The sequence below is a fragment of the Aliirhizobium smilacinae genome, from assembly GCF_006335145.1.
Classification (GTDB): Bacteria; Pseudomonadota; Alphaproteobacteria; order Rhizobiales; family Rhizobiaceae; genus Neorhizobium; species Neorhizobium smilacinae.
In genome coordinates, this window is the sequence record NZ_VDMN01000007.1 from 205,752 (window position 1) to 221,452 (window position 15,701).

Below are 15,701 nucleotides of genomic sequence, written 5' to 3' on the forward strand. Positions count from 1 at the left end.
GTTTCCTCTAAATTTATTGCGGCGGACACTGGCAAAGCTTGGTCGGGGTGTCAAATGGACACATGCAGAGATGCATCTGGCACAATTTGCTGCGCAACACGATTTTCGTCGCGCCGCACAAAAACATTGTCTCACAGCATGGTTTGGGCTTACATTTCCAGCGGGAGAAGGGCGTTAGCCCGAAAAATCACAAGATCCATGCTGTGGGAGGCAAAGCTATGGCGAAAGCCGAAGGCGAAACCGTTATCAAGAAATACGCCAACCGGCGGCTGTATAACACCGGTACGAGCACCTATGTCACCCTTGAGGATCTCGCCAAGATGGTGAAGAAGGGCGAGGTTTTTGCGGTGCAGGATGCCAAAAGCGGCGAAGACATCACCCATTCCGTCCTGACGCAGATCATTTTCGAGCAGGAATCGAAGACCGGAAACACGCTGCTGCCCGTTTCATTCCTGCGGCAGCTAATTTCCTTTTACGGCGACCAGATGCAGACGGTCGTGCCGACTTTTCTGGAACAGTCGATGCATGCCTTCACCGAGCAGCAGGTGCAGATGCGCGAACAGATGACGCGCGCCTTCGGCGAGACCCCGCTCGGCAAGAATTTTCAGGCCCCGATACAGATGATGGAGGATCAGGTGCGCCGCAACACCGAAATGTTCCGCCAGGCCATGCAGATGTTCGCGCCCTATTCCGCGGCACCGGCAAGCCCCGCACCGAAAAAGGCGGAAGCTCGGGATATCGACGAGTTGAAGGAACAGCTGCGCAATCTGCAGAGCCGGCTGGACAGCCTCGGCGCCTGACACCGCAACGTCGAAAGATCAGAACCAAGCGCAACAAAAAAGCCCGGTGAAAACCGGGCTTTAAAGTGATTGCTCAAAAGCAAGCGCTTATGCGCTTTCCTTCGGCGTCAGAACCTGGCGACCGCGATACATGCCGGTCTTCAGGTCGATGTGGTGAGGACGGCGAAGTTCGCCGGAGTTCTTGTCCTCGACGAATGTCGGGGTAGCGAGCGCGTCGGCGGAGCGGCGCATACCGCGCTTGGATCGGCTAACTTTTCTTTTTGGTACTGCCATTTGTGTTACTCCACTTCGTGCAAAACGCCATATTCGGCCCCGGTGAGGCCGAACCCGTCACGTCTCGATCTCGGAAATTTGGCTGGCTTATACATGCCAGTCAGGGCTTTGACCAGTCCCCACCGGCATTTTTTCGCATGAGTACTGGATCATGCGAATCAAAGGCATCAGGCTTCGTCCGCGGGTACGATCCAGGTCTCGGCAAGGGCCGCCGTCTCCCATGCTTTCCATGCAGAATGCGCCTTCATTGCGGCGATGTAGGCAAGCACCGCCTTGTCGGACGACAGCTCGTAAGCTTCGAACCGATTGACGACCGGCGCAAACATCGCGTCCGCCGCCGAAAACTCACCGAACAGATAAGGCCCGCCCGAGCGTGCCGTCAGTTCAGTCCAGATCGCGGAGATCCGCGCGACGTCGGCGTCGACGCCCGCCTGCACGTCCTGCGGCAGATCGAGCGACCGTTTTGGCCGGCGAATGTTCATCGGGCAGGCATTGCGTATCCCCCTGAAGCCCGAGAGCATCTCCATCGAGATTGAACGCGCCACGGCCCGGTCAGCCGTTGCTTTCGGCCAGATGGCCTTTTCCGGAAAAAGCTCGGCGACATATTCGATGATCGCAAGCGATTCCCACACCCGAAACTCGCCATGATGCAGAACCGGCACCCGGCCCGTGGGCGAGATCGTCCTGAATTCCGGATTTCCCCCGGCATCGTCGAATGGGATCAGCACTTCGCGAAACGGCACGCCGGCCGCCGTTAATGCGATCCACGGCCGGAACGACCATGACGAATAATTTTTGTTGCCGATATAAAGGGTGAGTTCGTCCATCGCAGCCTCCAGCGTTACGCGCAGGCTACAGGCGGTCGCCCCATGTCTCCAATGAAAAGCTTAGAACTCACCCATAAATGCATTTGATATACTCGCCGGAATTGCGAGCGCGGCGATCGATCAGGGCCGCAAGACGGCGCATGCCACGTCCGGGCTTGCTGGCAACGCGGGTGAACGGATTGGGAAGGGCGACGGCAAGCAGCGCCGACTGGCTGGTGCTGAGTTTCGAGGCACTGGTCTTGAAATAATGTTGTGCCGCCGCCTCGGCGCCATAGATGCCCGGCCCCCATTCGGCAACATTAAGGTAGATTTCCATCATCCGCCGTTTCGACCACACGGTATCGGAAGCGAGCGCCAGTGGCAGTTCCAGCACTTTGCGCACGAAGAAGCGGCCATTCCACAGGAACAGGTTCTTGGCGGTCTGCATCGATATCGTGCTGGCGCCGCGGGTCGCCTCTCCATCGAGCGCATCCTGCATCACACCGCGCATCTGCCTCCAGTCGACACCGCCGTGGGAACAGAACTGCCCGTCTTCCGACATCATAACGGCGCGCACGAGATTGGGAGATATTGCGTCGATATCCACCCAGCGCCGGTCATAACCGCGAAGCAGCACGAGTTCCGATAGCATCAGAGTCGAGACCGGCCGGGTGAAGGGCAACGCATAGACCGGGATCAGCAGATAGGGCAGAACCAGAAGCACCAGGACTACCAGAACCACACGCCTTGCGGCATGTCTGAGCGATCCCGCCTTTAGCCGTTTCGGCATGGCGGGCTCCTCTTCCGCGTCTTGTCGATCCGGCGTGATGTCCAACGTGACGTTCCCATGGGCTGTGACTTTCATAGCCACAATGACAGCCTGTGACGAGTCCGGCACCAAAACTTCCTGTGGGGTGGTAAATCCCGTTGCCAGCCGTCGAACGGCATGCAAGACAGCGGCCCATGAGCAAAGAGCAGACCTCCTTCGAGATCCGATTGAAGCAGAGCGCCGCCGAGACGGAATCTCTGCTGATGCGCCTGCTGTCGCAGCAGGTTCTGGATGACGAAATCGCCCGGCCGGAAAATCTGACCGCCGCCATGCGTCACGGAACGTTGAACGGCGGCAAGCGGCTCAGACCCTTTCTCGTCGTCGAAAGCGCCGCCCTTTTCGGCGGTAACCACGAGACTGCATTGCGAATCGGTGCAGCGCTGGAATGCCTGCATTGTTATTCGCTCATCCATGACGATCTGCCGGCCATGGACGACGACGATCTGCGCCGCGGCCAGCCGACGGTCCACAAGGCTTTCGACGAGGCGGTCGCGATCCTCGCCGGCGACAGCCTGCTGACCTACGCTTTCGATATCATCGCAGCACCGGAGACGGCGCTTGCAGCAGACGGCAAGGTTCAGCTGGTCTCGGCATTGGCACGCGCAGCAGGCGTCGGCGGCATGGCCGGCGGACAGGCGCTCGATCTGGCAGCCGAAAAAAATGCACCCGATGAAGCCGGAATCCGTACCCTGCAGGCAATGAAGACCGGCGCGCTTTTACGCTTCGCCTGCGAGGCCGGCCCGGTCATTGCCGGAGCATCCGATGACGACCGCAAGCGGCTGAGGGTGTTTGGCGAAAAGATCGGCCTCGCCTTTCAGCTGGCCGACGATCTTCTCGACGTCACCTCCGATGCAGCAACGCTCGGCAAGGCAGCCGGCAAGGATGCCGGACGCGGCAAGGGCACGCTGATCGGACTGCATGGGATGGAATGGGCGGAAAAGACGCTGAACGACCTGACCAGGGAAGCCGTCGACCTGCTTGAGCCTTATGGCGCGAAAGCCGAGATCCTGCAGCAGGCAGCCCGCTTCGTCGCAAATCGCCAGAGCTGATCCGACAACATCGTACCTGACAAAAATTGAGCCTGCCGCCGACCGATGAGACGACGGCAGGCTGATTTTTACTGCTGGATCGGTGCGATCGCCACTTCGACGCGGCGGTTCTGCGCGCGGCCGTCCGCCGTCGCGTTGGAAGCGACCGGCTGCGACGGACCGAAGCCCATGGTCGAGATGCGGCGCTGGTCGACACCACGGCCACCCAGATAGTTGGCGACGGAGGCAGCACGGCGCTCAGACAGGCCCTGGTTATGCTGCAGGCTGCCGGTCGAGTCGGTATGGCCGTTCACGTCGATATAGGTCTTGCCGAACTTGTTCAGAACGATCGCGACGGAATCCAGCGTCTGGTAGAACGGCGGGATGACCTGATCCTGGTCGGTCGCAAAGGTGATGTTCGACGGCATGTTGAGGATGATGCGATCGCCCTGGCGGGTAACCGAAACGCCGGTTCCCTGCAGCTGCTGGCGCAGTTCGGATTCCTGACGGTCCATGTAATTGCCGATCGCGCCGCCGGCGAGGCCGCCGATTGCTGCACCGATAAGCGCATTGCGGCCCTTGTTGCCGCCGCCGATGACGAGACCGCCGAGAGCGCCGATACCGGCACCGATCGCGGCGCCGCCCGCGGTGTTGGAAACCTTCTGCTCGCCCGTATACGGGTCGGTCGTGGTGCAGGCAGAAAGGAAGGTCGCAGCCAGTGCGACGATGGCAAATTTCTTGAGCATTCGAATCGTTTCCCGTCCTAGGTGGTCGCACTTCCTTACCACGAAATGCGGCAAAACGAGGAAGGGGCTGCTTTCTCCCGGTCATTGGCCACTGACGAGAAGAAAGCCCCACTTGCGATCGCCGTCATGCGGCGGGCGGAAGGATTTCGATATGGTTGCGCAAACCGCTGGCGACAATGGCCGGAATATCCGGCGGTGCAATCGGCGAGAAAGCCGTCTGCCTGAACTCGGCCTTGTCGCCGACATCTACGAAAAAAGCCTCGTGATGGCTGCCGGGCGAATTGATGATCAGCATACGTGCATCGGTCTTTCCCGGATTGCGGAACGCGTGAACGGTGCCGGGCACGATATGAACCGCCTCGCCCGCACCCTTCAGGTGCCAGTCGCCATCGAGGAAAAATTCGTATTGCCCTTCCAGAACATAGAAAGCTTCGTCGTCTGCCTGGCGATGCAGAGGCGCGCCCTGTCCGGGTGCGGTGCGGTTCTCGATCAGAGTAAACTTGTCACCGGTTGCGGCGCTGCGGACATGGAAGGTCAGCAGGTTGCCGAGAAAATGAACCGTCATCGGTCCGGTGTCGCCACATATGTTGCTGTTTGAATCGACCTTGGCGGCCATCATCGTCTTGTCCTCTTTTCTATTTATGATACGATCGCCTCTTAATGAGATTATTATCTCATAAAGGAAACATGATGACCGGTCAAGTATTGCGCGAAACCAAGTTTGAGAGAATCAACCAGAAGAAGAGAACACGCGCCGAACTGCTGAGAACGGCTCGTCAGATGATCGAACAGGGAACGTCGTTTTCGGTGGCGGATGTCGCGGATGCATCCGGAATTTCGCGCGCCACGGCCTATCGTTATTTCTCGAAACCGGATGACATGCTGCGAGAAGCGGTGCTGGATGCGGTGGCGGAACAGGTCCATCTTTCCGAGGAAACTGCCCGGACAGGCACGGTCGAGCAGCGGCTGGATGAGATGGTTGGCCGGATTTTCCGCATGGTCGCCGAAAACGAGAGCGTCTTCCGCGCGTTTCTGGCCGCAGCCGTCACCAACGACCAGATCCCCCGCACCGGCCGCCGTATTCCCTGGCTGTCGCAGGCATTGCAGCCTATCGAGGAAAGGCTGTCGAAATCGGCCTATGAGGAGCTTCTCGCCGGCCTGTCACTGCTAACGGGCATCGAGGCGATCGTCGTGCTGCGCGACGTCTGTGCCATGGATATAGGAAGAGCCGAACAGATCGTACGCTGGTCCGCCCAGGCCATGCTCGCGAAAGCGCTGGCCGAGGCCGAGTGATTATTCGGCAGCCGTGCGGTTCTGGCCGAAACGGTTTTCGATATAGTCAGCGACGAGCTTCTCGAAATCGCCGGCAATATTCGGGCCTTTCAGCGTCATCGCCTTCTTGCCGTCGATAAACACCGGCGCCGATGGCGTTTCGCCCGTACCCGGCAGGGAGATGCCGATATCGGCATGTTTGCTTTCGCCCGGACCATTGACGATGCAGCCCATCACAGCGACGTTCAACGCTTCGACGCCCGGATATTTCTCGCGCCAGACCGGCATGTTCTTGCGGATGTCATTCTGAATGTTCTGGGCCAGTTCCTGGAACACCGTCGATGTTGTGCGACCGCAGCCCGGACACGCGGCGACCACCGGAATGAACTGGCGGAAGCCCATGACCTGCAGGATTTCCTGGGCCACCTGGACTTCCTTCGTCCGGTCGCCATTCGGTTCAGGCGTCAGCGAAACGCGGATAGTGTCACCGATACCATGCTGCAGCACATAGCCCATCGCAGCCGAGGAGGCGACGATGCCCTTCGACCCCATGCCAGCCTCGGTAAGGCCGAGATGCAGTGCATGGTTCGACCGTTCGGCCAGCATCGAATAACAGGCGATCAGGTCCTGCACCTGGCTTACCTTGGCGGACAGGATGATGCGGTTTCGCGGCAGGCCGATCGATTCGGCAAGCTCGGCGGAAATCAGCGCCGACTGCACGATCGCCTCGTGCATGACCTGCCGGGCCGAAAGCGGCGAACCGGCCTGCGCATTGCGGTCCATCAGCGTGGTCAGCAGATCCTGGTCGAGCGAGCCCCAGTTTACGCCGATACGCACAGGCTTGTCGTAACGGATCGCCATCTCGATGATGTCGCCGAACTGCTTGTCCTTCTTGTCCTTGAAGCCGACATTGCCCGGATTGATCCGGTATTTCGCCAGCGCTTCGGCACAGGCCGGATGGTCGGACAGAAGCTTGTGGCCGATATAATGGAAATCGCCGACAAGCGGCACGTCGAGGCCGAGCCGCAACAGGCGCTCGCGCACCTTCGGCACGGCCGCCGCACTCTCGTCGCGATCGACGGTGATGCGGACGATCTCGGAACCGGCCTTGTAGAGTGCTGCGACCTGCGCCACGGTCGCATCGATATCAGCCGTGTCGGTATTGGTCATCGACTGCACCACGACCGGTGCACCACCACCCACGATGACGCCGCCGACATCGACCGCAACGGTCTGACGGCGCGGTTTCGGATCGAAGTCGATGGGTGATGTCATGGTCGCGTCTCGGTGCCTACAAGCAGAGTTGCAATTCAGGTGGCGTATGCCTTGCCGCTTGTCAACCACTCACCTGCGGCACTTTTGCGGCATTCGCCTTCAGTGATGCGTACCATCTGCATGTCGGGCAAGCCGGGATACGGCGAGCACGACCACGAGAAAACCCGACAGGGCAAGAAAGATCGACGCCAGCCCGGTATGTTCGGCAACGAAACCGATCACCGACGGTGCAAGCAGGATGCCGGAATAACCCATCGTCGTGACCACGGAAAGTCCGACCCCGGCCGCCATGCCCGGCAGATTGCCGGCAGCCGAAAACACGATCGGCACCATGTTGGAAATACCGATCCCAGCCAGCGCAAAGCCCGCGATCGCGATGGTCGTGTTCGGTGCAAGGCCGATAGTGGCAAGCCCGCAGATCGCGATCGTGCCGCAGATCCGCAACGTCATTACCGCACCCAGCCGGTCACGGATCAGATCGCCGGCAAACCGCATGATCGCCATGGTGAGGGAAAAGCCGGCAAAGGCGAAACCGGACAACGCCACCGATGCGCCGAGCTCGTTGCGCATGTAAAGCGCGCCCCAATCGAGGATCGCCCCTTCCGGGATCATGCAGAACAGCGCAATCACGCCGATCAGCCAGGGCAGCGGCGAACGCGGCAACCGGCTTTTCGTCCCGTCCTTGTGCTCGTCCGGATGCGGCGCGTCATGCAGCACGATCCGCCATGCAAGCACGATCATCAGGGCAGCGACCACGGTAACGATGATCGCATGCGGAAGAACGCCCGCCCATTGAATGAGGAAACCGCCCGTCGATGCGCCGATCAGGCCTCCGAGGCTCCAGAATGCGTGGCAGGACGACATGATGGCCCGGCGCATGTGCTTTTCGGTTGCCACCGCATTGGCATTCATCGCCACGTCCATGGCGCCGATGAGACCGCCGAACAAGAAGATCGCCACGACCCCGCTCCAGATTTCTCCGGTCACCGACAGAAGCAGCAGCATGGGTGTCAAAAACACGGCGATGAACTTGGATACGGTACTGGACCCGAACCGTGCGATCTGGCTTCCGGCAATCGGCATCATGATGATCGAGCCGACGCCGAAAACCAGGATCATCAACCCCAGCTCTTTTTCGCTGAGACCGAGGCGCGAGGCGAATTCCGGTATTTTCGGCGCCCATGCGCCGATCATGAAACCGTTCATCAGGAACAGAAGCGCGACACCTGCCCTTTCCTTGGTCACATAGGATGCAAGCGGGCGCGCCGCCTTTTCGACATCCGACTGGCTCATGGCGTATTTCCTCTCGATGATTTTTTTTCGTTGTTTGGTTCGGCGGCATCGCTTCGATGTGCCGCAACGCCACGAAGAGCCAGTTCCTGGACAAGAACTTCGTCCGCATCGGCCTCAAGCACGAGAGACAGAGGCGCCTGCAGCATGCCGACATGGAATGCCGCCCTGAGCCCAAGCTTGTCCGAGGTGACGGCGGCAAGGCTGTTTTTGCTCGCGGCACTGGCCAGACGCTTAAAGGCGGCATCTTCAAAAATGTCTGCAGTCAGCCCGTCTTCCAGCGTCAGGCCGCAAGTGCCGATAACGCAAAGATCGGGACTGATCGTTTCAAGCTGGCGGATTGCCGTGGAATCGATCGCGGCCCCGACGGACGGCTCCACCCGCCCCCCGATGACGATCAGCTCGACACCCGGCCGGCCGGCGAGCTCAGCGGCAATCGCCGGGGTATTGGTGACGGCCGTCAGACGAAATCCCTCGGGAAGACTGCGGGCAATTGCCAGATTGGTCGAACCCGCATCGAAGAAGACCACGCTGCCTTCCGCAAGCAATTCAACCACCTTACTCCCCAGAACCATCTTACGATCGGGTTGCTCGGAAATTCGCGTTTTCAGCGGAACCGTCTGCCCGCTCGGCAACAATGCACCGCCATAGACCCGCTCGCATTCTCCGCGCCCGGCCATTTCCCGCAGGTCACGCCGTATCGTGTCTTCCGAGACACCAAAGGCCTGGGCGAGATCTTGTGCTGCGACACGCCCCTTGGCACGAAGCTCCGCAAATATTCTCGCCTGTCTTTCACCGACAAAATGATCCATACCGAAATCATGCATTAATCGGCATTAATGTGCAACATCGTGCAAAACACGAAATGTGTCGGAATGAAAAAGGCGGCCCGCATAACGAGCCGCCTTTGCATCAATCACGCTTGAACATCTCTCAGCTCGCGTAGACCACCAGCAGGTCCTTGGCGTCGATCTGGTCGCCCGTCTTCACCAGCACTTCGGAGATAACCCCGTCCTTTTCCGCATGAAGAGCGGTTTCCATCTTCATTGCCTCGATGGACAAGAGCACGTCACCCGCCTGCACCGTCTGGCCGGAGGATACGGCCACCGTCGAGACGACACCCGGCATCGGCGCACCGAGATGCGCGACATTCCCGGTCTCGGCCTTGCGGCGGACGGTACCGGAAGCGGCGCGGTTGCGATCCGGCACCTTGATGCGGCGCGGCTGGCCGTTCAGCTCGAAGAACACCGTCACCATGCCCTGCGCATCCGCAGCGCTCATCGCCTGGTTGACAATGACAAGCGTCTTGCCGCGTTCGATATCGGCAAACATTTCCTCGCCATCCGCCAGCCCATAGAAATAGGTGGGCGTCGGCAGGACCGAGACCGGACCATAAGTTTCGGACGCCAGGGCGAAATCGGTGAACACCTTCGGATACATGAGGTAAGAGGCGAACTCGAAGTCGTCGACCTTGCGAGAAAGCTTCTCCTCGATGTCCTGGCGCTCCTTGAAAAGATCGGCCGGCGGCAGCAGCGAGCCGGGTACAGCTGTATAGGGCTTTTCGCCCTTCAGCACCTTTTTCTGGATCGCTTCCGGCCATCCGCCCGGAGGCTGGCCGAGATCGCCCTTGAGCATAGAGACGACCGATTCCGGAAACGCGATATCCTTGTCCGGGTTCTCGACATCGGCAACCGTCAGGTCCTGAGAAACCATCATCAATGCCATGTCGCCGACCACCTTGGACGACGGCGTGACCTTGACGATATCGCCGAACATCTGGTTCACGTCGGCATAGGTCTGGGCGACCTTGTGCCATTTGGTATCGAGCCCCAGCGAACGGGCCTGTTCCTTCAGATTGGTGAACTGTCCGCCCGGCATTTCATGCAGATAGACTTCCGATGCGGGTCCTTTCAGATCGCTCTCGAAGGCCGCATACTGGTTGCGCACCGCTTCCCAGTAGAACGAGATTTTTCTGATCCATTCCGGATCGAGACCCGGATCGCGCTCGGAACCAGAGAGCGCCTCGACGATCGAACCGAGGCAGGGCTGCGATGTGTTGCCGGACAGCGCATCCATTGCCGCGTCGACCACATCGACGCCGGCATCGACAGCCGCAAGCACGGTCGCCGCCGAAATGCCGGACGTATCATGCGTGTGGAAATGGATCGGCAGCGATGTCGCTTCACGCAGTGCCTTGAACAGCACCCTGGCGGCGGCGGGTTTCAAAAGCCCGGCCATGTCCTTGACGGCGATGATGTGGGCACCGGCCTTTTCCAGTTCCTGTGCCAGGCCGACATAATATTTGAGGTCGTATTTGGGCCGTGCCGAATTGCCGAGATCGCCGGTATAGCAGATCGCTGCCTCGCAGAGCTTGCCTTCCTCGTTCACCGCATCCATCGACACGCGCATGTTGTCGACCCAGTTCAGGCAGTCGAACACGCGGAACAGATCGATGCCGCCTTTCGCCGCCTGGGCAACGAAATATTTGACGACATTGTCGGGATAGTTCTTGTAGCCAACACCGTTTGCCCCGCGCAGAAGCATCTGCAGCAGGATGTTCGGCGCCGCCTCGCGAATGAGCGCAAGCCGTTCCCACGGATCTTCGGTTAGGAAGCGCATGGAAACGTCGAAAGTGGCGCCGCCCCAGCATTCGAGCGAGAACAGGTTCGGCAGCGCGCGGGCATAAACCCCGGCAATATTGGCGATGTCGTGCGTGCGCATGCGGGTGGCAAGCAGCGACTGGTGACCATCACGCATCGTCGTGTCGGTAATCAGAGCCCGGCCTTCGCCGCGCATCCATTCGGCAAATTTCTTCGGCCCGAGTTCATCGAGCTTCTGTTTTGTGCCGGCCGGGATCGTCCCTTCGATGAAGGGCAGAACCGGTTTCGATATCTTGTCCGAAGGCACCGGCCGCCCCTTCGTCTCAGGATGGCCGTTGACGGTCACATCAGCGAGATAGGTCAGAAGCTTCGTCGCGCGGTCGGCGCGCTTCACCTGCTCAAACAGTTCCGGCGTCGTGTCGATGAACCGCGTCGTATAGGTATTGTCGCGGAATTTCGGATGCCCGATGATCGCTTCGAGGAAGGTCAGATTGGTCGCCACACCGCGGATACGGAATTCACGCAGTGCGCGATCCATGCGGCTGATCGCTTCCTGGGGAGTGGAGCCCGACGCCGTGACCTTGACCAGTAGCGGATCGTAATAACGGGTGATGATCGCGCCCGAATAGGCCGTGCCGCCGTCGAGCCGGATGCCGAAACCGGCAGCCGAACGATAAGCGGTGATACGGCCGTAATCCGGAATGAAGTTGTGTTCGGGATCTTCCGTCGTGATCCGGCATTGCAGCGCATGACCGTTTAGACGGATATTTTCCTGAGAAGGAACGCCCGATTCCGGCGTGCCGATCGCAAAACCTTCGAGGATGTGGATCTGCGCCTTGACGATGTCGATGCCGGTAACGACTTCCGTCACCGTATGCTCGACCTGGATGCGCGGATTAACCTCGATGAAGTAGAACTTCTGCGTGTCCGCATCCATCAGGTATTCGACCGTGCCGGCGCCGACATAATTCGTCGCAGCAGCGATCTTGAGGGAATAGGCGGCAAGCTCGGCCCGCTGAGATTCCGATAGATAAGGTGCCGGCGCGCGTTCCACGACCTTCTGGTTACGCCGCTGGATCGAACAATCACGCTCGAACAGATGCACGACATTGCCGTGCGTATCGCCCAGAACCTGGCTTTCCACGTGGCGGGCACGCTCGACCAGCTTTTCCAGATAGACCTCATCCTTGCCGAAGGCGGCCATCGCCTCGCGCTTGGCCTCAACCACTTCGCGGGCAAGGTCCTTCGGGTCTCGGATGGCGCGCATGCCGCGCCCGCCGCCGCCCCAGGAGGCCTTGAGCATCACAGGATAACCGATCTCCTCGGCCATCCGTGCCACTTCGGCCGTGTCGTCCGGCAGCGGCTCGGTTGCCGGCACAACGGGAACGCCGACGGAAATCGCCAGATTGCGGGCAGCCACCTTGTTGCCGAGCTGGCGCATCGTATCCGGCCGCGGACCGATGAAAATAATCCCGGCCTCGTCGCAGGCATCGACAAATTCAGGGCTTTCCGACAGCAGGCCGTAACCCGGATGGATCGCATCGGCGCCGGAAAGCTTGGCAACCCTGATGACTTCCGGGATAGACAGATAACTTTCGATCGGACCGAGATCCTTGGAAAGATGCGGACCGCGCCCGACCTGATAACTCTCGTCCGCCTTGAACCGATGCAGCGAAAGTTTGTCTTCCTCTGCCCAGATCGCGACCGTCTTGATCCCGAGTTCATTGGCTGCGCGAAAAACACGGATTGCGATCTCGGATCGGTTGGCAACAAGGATCTTTTTTATCGGCAAGGCGATCTCCCCACGGCAGAATTGGATTTATTGCAGCGCAAGAGATCAATATCCCTGAAATTACGCAAGTATAAAGTTGATTGAAAAAGGAGCCTCCGGTTGCACAGATTGCCTCAGGCGATCAGCGCCAGCCGAAATGCAAGCGCGATCAGATGTTGCCGGTTATTCGCTCCGAACTTTTCGTGCAGGCCGTTAATGTACCAATCGACGGTATGACTGGAAATATCGAGCTCCTTCGCGATTTCATTGGAGGTGAGGCCGTTGGCGAGCAGAAGCGTGACCTCCATTTCGCGCCGCGTCAGCTGCAGGTCGCTCAGCGGGATATTCTCGAAAATATCCGCCTGGTGGCGAAGCTCCAGCAATTTCCAGAAAACCGCCTTGGCCGCCGCATCGAACAGGTTGAGTTCGGCCGGCGAAAGATCAACAGGCTGGCCACCGATGGCAAAGCTGCCGACAAGCCCGTTGCGGCCATGGATGGGAAACACATACCCGTCATGCAGCCCGTGCCGTCCTGCCTCCTGCATCATCCGCTTCATCCGTTGACGGTGTGGATCGGCCTTTAATGTCAGCAGTGCCTCCTTCCAGCGAAACGGCCGTTGCGCCGCACGCAGCCAGCGCAAGGTCGGATCGATCAGGGAATATTTCCGCTGTGCATAGAGTTCCGTCCAGTTTTCCGGCCATTGGGCGGCCAGAACCGACCTCTGCAGCTTCAGCTGCGGCAATGGCTGGATGAGGACACTGTAGAAATCGAATCCGTAGCTGCTGACCAGGCCTTCCAGCTGGGCGTCAACCTGTTCCTGTGTCTTTGCTTCCCCAAGCAAGACGAGGAACTGGACAATCATGGTAATATTCAATACCGCCCCCGCGCCCGAACCGGGCATGCCGAATTACATATGCCGCAATCGCCTGAATTGTTTACAACGGTCGTTAGCATTCGTTGAAACCGAACCGTCAAATCTAGCATTGCGCAATCGATAAACACTACAAATACGTGCATTCCAGTTTTTTTACACGACACACCATACTGACACAATCGACCGTACGATAATGGCTTGGAATCGCCTTGTATTGTCCATAAAGCTCAGTGACCCACATTAGGGTGGAAGCGACTGAAGAGGTTGAACGGTTGACACTATTTCAGGTTTACGCGCGGGCACTAAAATACCTGGGCAAGAACAAGTGGCGGGTTACGGCTGTCGTCATTGCAAACATCGTGCTGGCCGTGATCACCATTGCCGAGCCGATCCTGTTCGGCTGGATCATCGATGCCATATCCTCCGGTGGGGCAGTAACCAACGTCCTGATCCTATGGGCAGGTTTCGGCGTCTTCAATACGGTGGCCTACGTACTCGTGGCCCGTGAGGCAGACCGGCTGGCGCATGGACGCCGGGCCTCTCTGCTGACCGAAGCCTTCGGACGAATCATCTCGATGCCGCTTTCCTGGCATCACCAGCGGGGCACCTCGAACGCGCTGCATACCCTGCTTCGCGCCGCCGAAAGCCTGTTCGGCCTCTGGCTCGAATTCATGCGCACGCACCTGGCAACAGCCGTGGCGATCCTCTTCCTGATCCCGACTGCGATCTCCATGGACTGGCGCCTCAGCCTCGTGCTTCTTTGCCTCAGCGTCTTTTACTGGATCATCGGCGTCGCGGTCATGAAACGCACCAAGGAGGGCCAGGCATCCGTCGAGAGCCATTACCACCAGGTCTTCTCCCACGTCAGCGATTCGATCAGCAACGTCTCCGTTCTGCATAGCTACAATCGCATCGAGGCAGAAACACAGGCGCTCAAGGCTTACACCAAGGATCTGCTCAAGGCGCAATATCCGGTGCTCGATTGGTGGGCGCTTGCCGGCGGCCTCAACCGCACCGCTTCCACTGTTTCGATGGGCGTCATCCTCGTCATCGGCACGACGCTGGTCCAGCGCGGCGAGATCCGTGTCGGCGACGTCGTCGCCTTCATCGGCTTCGCCAACCTTCTGATCGCCCGCCTCGACCTGCTGCGACAGTTCGCCACCCAGATCTTCGAAGCCCGGGCCAAGCTTGAGGATTTCTTCGCTCTCGAGGATTCGGTCGAGGACCGTGCCGAACCGGCCAATGCCGGCGAGCTTCGCGACACCAGCGGCGAGGTAGAATTCCGCGACGTGAACTTCGGTTTTGCCAATACCAAGCAGGGTGTTTACAACATCTCGTTCACTGCCAAAGCCGGCCAGACCGTCGCGATCGTCGGCCCGACCGGTGCCGGCAAGACCACGCTCATCAATCTCCTCCAGCGGGTTTACGATCCGCAACAGGGCAAGATCCTGATCGACGGGATCGATATCTCGACCGTCACGCGCAAATCGCTGCGTCAGCAGATCGCCACCGTCTTCCAGGACGCCGGCCTTCTGAACCGCTCCATCAGCGACAATATCAGCCTTGGCCGCGAGGGTGCGACCGAGGAGGACATCATCAAGGCGGCCGAAGCGGCCGCTGCGACCGAGTTCATCGAAACCCGCCTCAACGGTTTCGAGACCACGGTCGGCGAGCGCGGCAACAAGCTTTCCGGCGGCGAACGCCAGCGTATCGCCATCGCCCGCGCCATCCTCAAGAACGCCCCCATCCTCGTGCTGGACGAGGCGACCAGCGCGCTCGACGTGGAAACCGAAGCCCGCGTGAAAGTGGCGATCGACAAGCTGCGGCAGGACCGCACAACCTTCATCATCGCCCACCGTCTTTCGACCGTACGCGATGCCGACACGGTGATCTTCCTCGACAACGGCCGCATCGCCGAAATGGGAAGCTACGACGAACTGAGCCGCCTCGGCGGCCGCTTCGCCTCACTGCTGAGAACCAGCGGCCTGCTGGACGACAGCGACGAGGAGAAAGCCAAGAAGCTGGAGGCTTCGCCGACGCCGGTGTGATCGGCTTTCGATGAAAGACCAGGGCCTGGCATTCCAAGGAATGTCAGGCCTTTCTGTTTGCGGGGTTGGCATAGGCCTGCCTTCCGGC

14 protein-coding genes are annotated in these 15,701 nt (G+C 59.6%); 4 read left to right on the forward strand and 10 right to left on the reverse strand.

The features are described from left to right. Positions 1 to 218: 218 nt before the first annotated feature. A complete protein-coding gene (gene phaR / locus FHP24_RS24350; RefSeq protein ID WP_139678836.1) occupies positions 219 to 800 on the forward strand; it encodes a polyhydroxyalkanoate synthesis repressor PhaR in 582 nt (193 codons plus the stop codon). Between the two features lie 87 nt (positions 801 to 887). Here phaR and rpmF read toward each other — a convergent pair whose 3' ends face one another. The 3 genes from rpmF to mtgA all read right to left on the reverse strand — a co-directional run bounded on the left by rpmF (position 888) and on the right by mtgA (position 2,669). After that, on the reverse strand, positions 888 to 1,073 hold the full coding sequence (gene rpmF / locus FHP24_RS24355) for a 50S ribosomal protein L32 (RefSeq protein WP_112458846.1): 186 nt from the start codon (positions 1,071 to 1,073) through the stop codon (positions 888 to 890). Between the two features lie 167 nt (positions 1,074 to 1,240). Then, positions 1,241 to 1,900 carry a glutathione S-transferase family protein gene (locus FHP24_RS24360; protein WP_139678837.1) on the reverse strand — a complete coding sequence of 220 codons (660 nt, stop codon included), beginning with the start codon at positions 1,898 to 1,900 and terminating at the stop codon, positions 1,241 to 1,243. A gap of 67 nt (positions 1,901 to 1,967) precedes the next feature. Then, on the reverse strand, positions 1,968 to 2,669 hold the full coding sequence (gene mtgA / locus FHP24_RS24365) for a monofunctional biosynthetic peptidoglycan transglycosylase (RefSeq protein ID WP_139678838.1): 702 nt from the start codon (positions 2,667 to 2,669) through the stop codon (positions 1,968 to 1,970). 173 nt (positions 2,670 to 2,842) lie between these two features. Between mtgA and FHP24_RS24370 the strand changes: the two genes are divergently transcribed. Next, positions 2,843 to 3,757 carry a polyprenyl synthetase family protein gene (locus FHP24_RS24370; protein ID WP_139678839.1) on the forward strand — a complete coding sequence of 305 codons (915 nt, stop codon included), beginning with the start codon at positions 2,843 to 2,845 and terminating at the stop codon, positions 3,755 to 3,757. A 68-nt stretch (positions 3,758 to 3,825) separates the two neighbouring features. On the opposite strand, the gene FHP24_RS24375 is transcribed toward FHP24_RS24370, so the two are convergent. After that, the gene (locus FHP24_RS24375) at positions 3,826 to 4,482 is read right to left on the reverse strand and encodes an OmpA family protein (protein ID WP_139678840.1); all 657 of its coding nucleotides are present in this window, start codon (positions 4,480 to 4,482) and stop codon (positions 3,826 to 3,828) included. Between the two features lie 124 nt (positions 4,483 to 4,606). Further along, positions 4,607 to 5,101 carry a cupin domain-containing protein gene (locus tag FHP24_RS24380; RefSeq protein WP_139678841.1) on the reverse strand — a complete coding sequence of 165 codons (495 nt, stop codon included), beginning with the start codon at positions 5,099 to 5,101 and terminating at the stop codon, positions 4,607 to 4,609. Between the two features lie 71 nt (positions 5,102 to 5,172). On the opposite strand from FHP24_RS24380, the gene FHP24_RS24385 reads away from it, so the two are divergent. After that, a complete protein-coding gene (locus FHP24_RS24385) occupies positions 5,173 to 5,775 on the forward strand; it encodes a TetR/AcrR family transcriptional regulator (RefSeq protein ID WP_139678928.1) in 603 nt (200 codons plus the stop codon). Here FHP24_RS24385 and ispG read toward each other — a convergent pair whose 3' ends face one another. The 5 genes from ispG to FHP24_RS24410 form a co-directional block, all read right to left on the reverse strand. Beyond that, on the reverse strand, positions 5,776 to 7,029 hold the full coding sequence (ispG, locus tag FHP24_RS24390) for a flavodoxin-dependent (E)-4-hydroxy-3-methylbut-2-enyl-diphosphate synthase (RefSeq protein WP_139678842.1): 1,254 nt from the start codon (positions 7,027 to 7,029) through the stop codon (positions 5,776 to 5,778). A 99-nt stretch (positions 7,030 to 7,128) separates the two neighbouring features. Beyond that, positions 7,129 to 8,322 carry an MFS transporter gene (locus FHP24_RS24395; protein ID WP_139678843.1) on the reverse strand — a complete coding sequence of 398 codons (1,194 nt, stop codon included), beginning with the start codon at positions 8,320 to 8,322 and terminating at the stop codon, positions 7,129 to 7,131. After that, entirely contained in the window at positions 8,319 to 9,131 is an 813-nt protein-coding gene (locus tag FHP24_RS24400; protein WP_139678844.1) for a DeoR/GlpR family DNA-binding transcription regulator, read from the reverse strand. The genes FHP24_RS24395 and FHP24_RS24400 overlap by 4 nt, the downstream gene beginning before the upstream one ends. Positions 9,132 to 9,252: 121 nt before the next feature. Beyond that, positions 9,253 to 12,711: a pyruvate carboxylase gene (gene pyc, locus FHP24_RS24405; protein ID WP_139678845.1), complete on the reverse strand. Its 3,459-nt coding sequence runs from the start codon at positions 12,709 to 12,711 to the stop codon at positions 9,253 to 9,255. Between the two features lie 113 nt (positions 12,712 to 12,824). Then, complete coding sequence (locus FHP24_RS24410; RefSeq protein WP_139678846.1) at positions 12,825 to 13,565, reverse strand: helix-turn-helix transcriptional regulator; 741 nt, start codon at positions 13,563 to 13,565, stop codon at positions 12,825 to 12,827. A gap of 272 nt (positions 13,566 to 13,837) precedes the next feature. Between FHP24_RS24410 and FHP24_RS24415 the strand changes: the two genes are divergently transcribed. Further along, positions 13,838 to 15,613, forward strand: coding sequence for a glucan ABC transporter ATP-binding protein/ permease (locus FHP24_RS24415; RefSeq protein ID WP_139678847.1), 1,776 nt, complete (start codon positions 13,838 to 13,840; stop codon positions 15,611 to 15,613). The last annotated feature ends 88 nt before the right edge of the window (positions 15,614 to 15,701 follow it).

Bases quoted from the DNA above. Each gene is read 5' to 3' on its own strand.
- phaR (WP_139678836.1), top strand. From the start codon at position 219: ATGGCGAAAGCCGAAGGCGAAACCGTTATCAAGAAATACGCCAACCGG.
- rpmF (WP_112458846.1), bottom strand. From the start codon at position 1,073: ATGGCAGTACCAAAAAGAAAAGTTAGCCGATCCAAGCGCGGTATGCGC.
- FHP24_RS24360 (WP_139678837.1), bottom strand. From the start codon at position 1,900: ATGGACGAACTCACCCTTTATATCGGCAACAAAAATTATTCGTCATGG.
- mtgA (WP_139678838.1), bottom strand. From the start codon at position 2,669: ATGCCGAAACGGCTAAAGGCGGGATCGCTCAGACATGCCGCAAGGCGT.
- FHP24_RS24370 (WP_139678839.1), top strand. From the start codon at position 2,843: ATGAGCAAAGAGCAGACCTCCTTCGAGATCCGATTGAAGCAGAGCGCC.
- FHP24_RS24375 (WP_139678840.1), bottom strand. From the start codon at position 4,482: ATGCTCAAGAAATTTGCCATCGTCGCACTGGCTGCGACCTTCCTTTCT.
- FHP24_RS24380 (WP_139678841.1), bottom strand. From the start codon at position 5,101: ATGATGGCCGCCAAGGTCGATTCAAACAGCAACATATGTGGCGACACC.
- FHP24_RS24385 (WP_139678928.1), top strand. From the start codon at position 5,173: ATGACCGGTCAAGTATTGCGCGAAACCAAGTTTGAGAGAATCAACCAG.
- ispG (WP_139678842.1), bottom strand. From the start codon at position 7,029: ATGACATCACCCATCGACTTCGATCCGAAACCGCGCCGTCAGACCGTT.
- FHP24_RS24395 (WP_139678843.1), bottom strand. From the start codon at position 8,322: ATGAGCCAGTCGGATGTCGAAAAGGCGGCGCGCCCGCTTGCATCCTAT.
- FHP24_RS24400 (WP_139678844.1), bottom strand. From the start codon at position 9,131: ATGGATCATTTTGTCGGTGAAAGACAGGCGAGAATATTTGCGGAGCTT.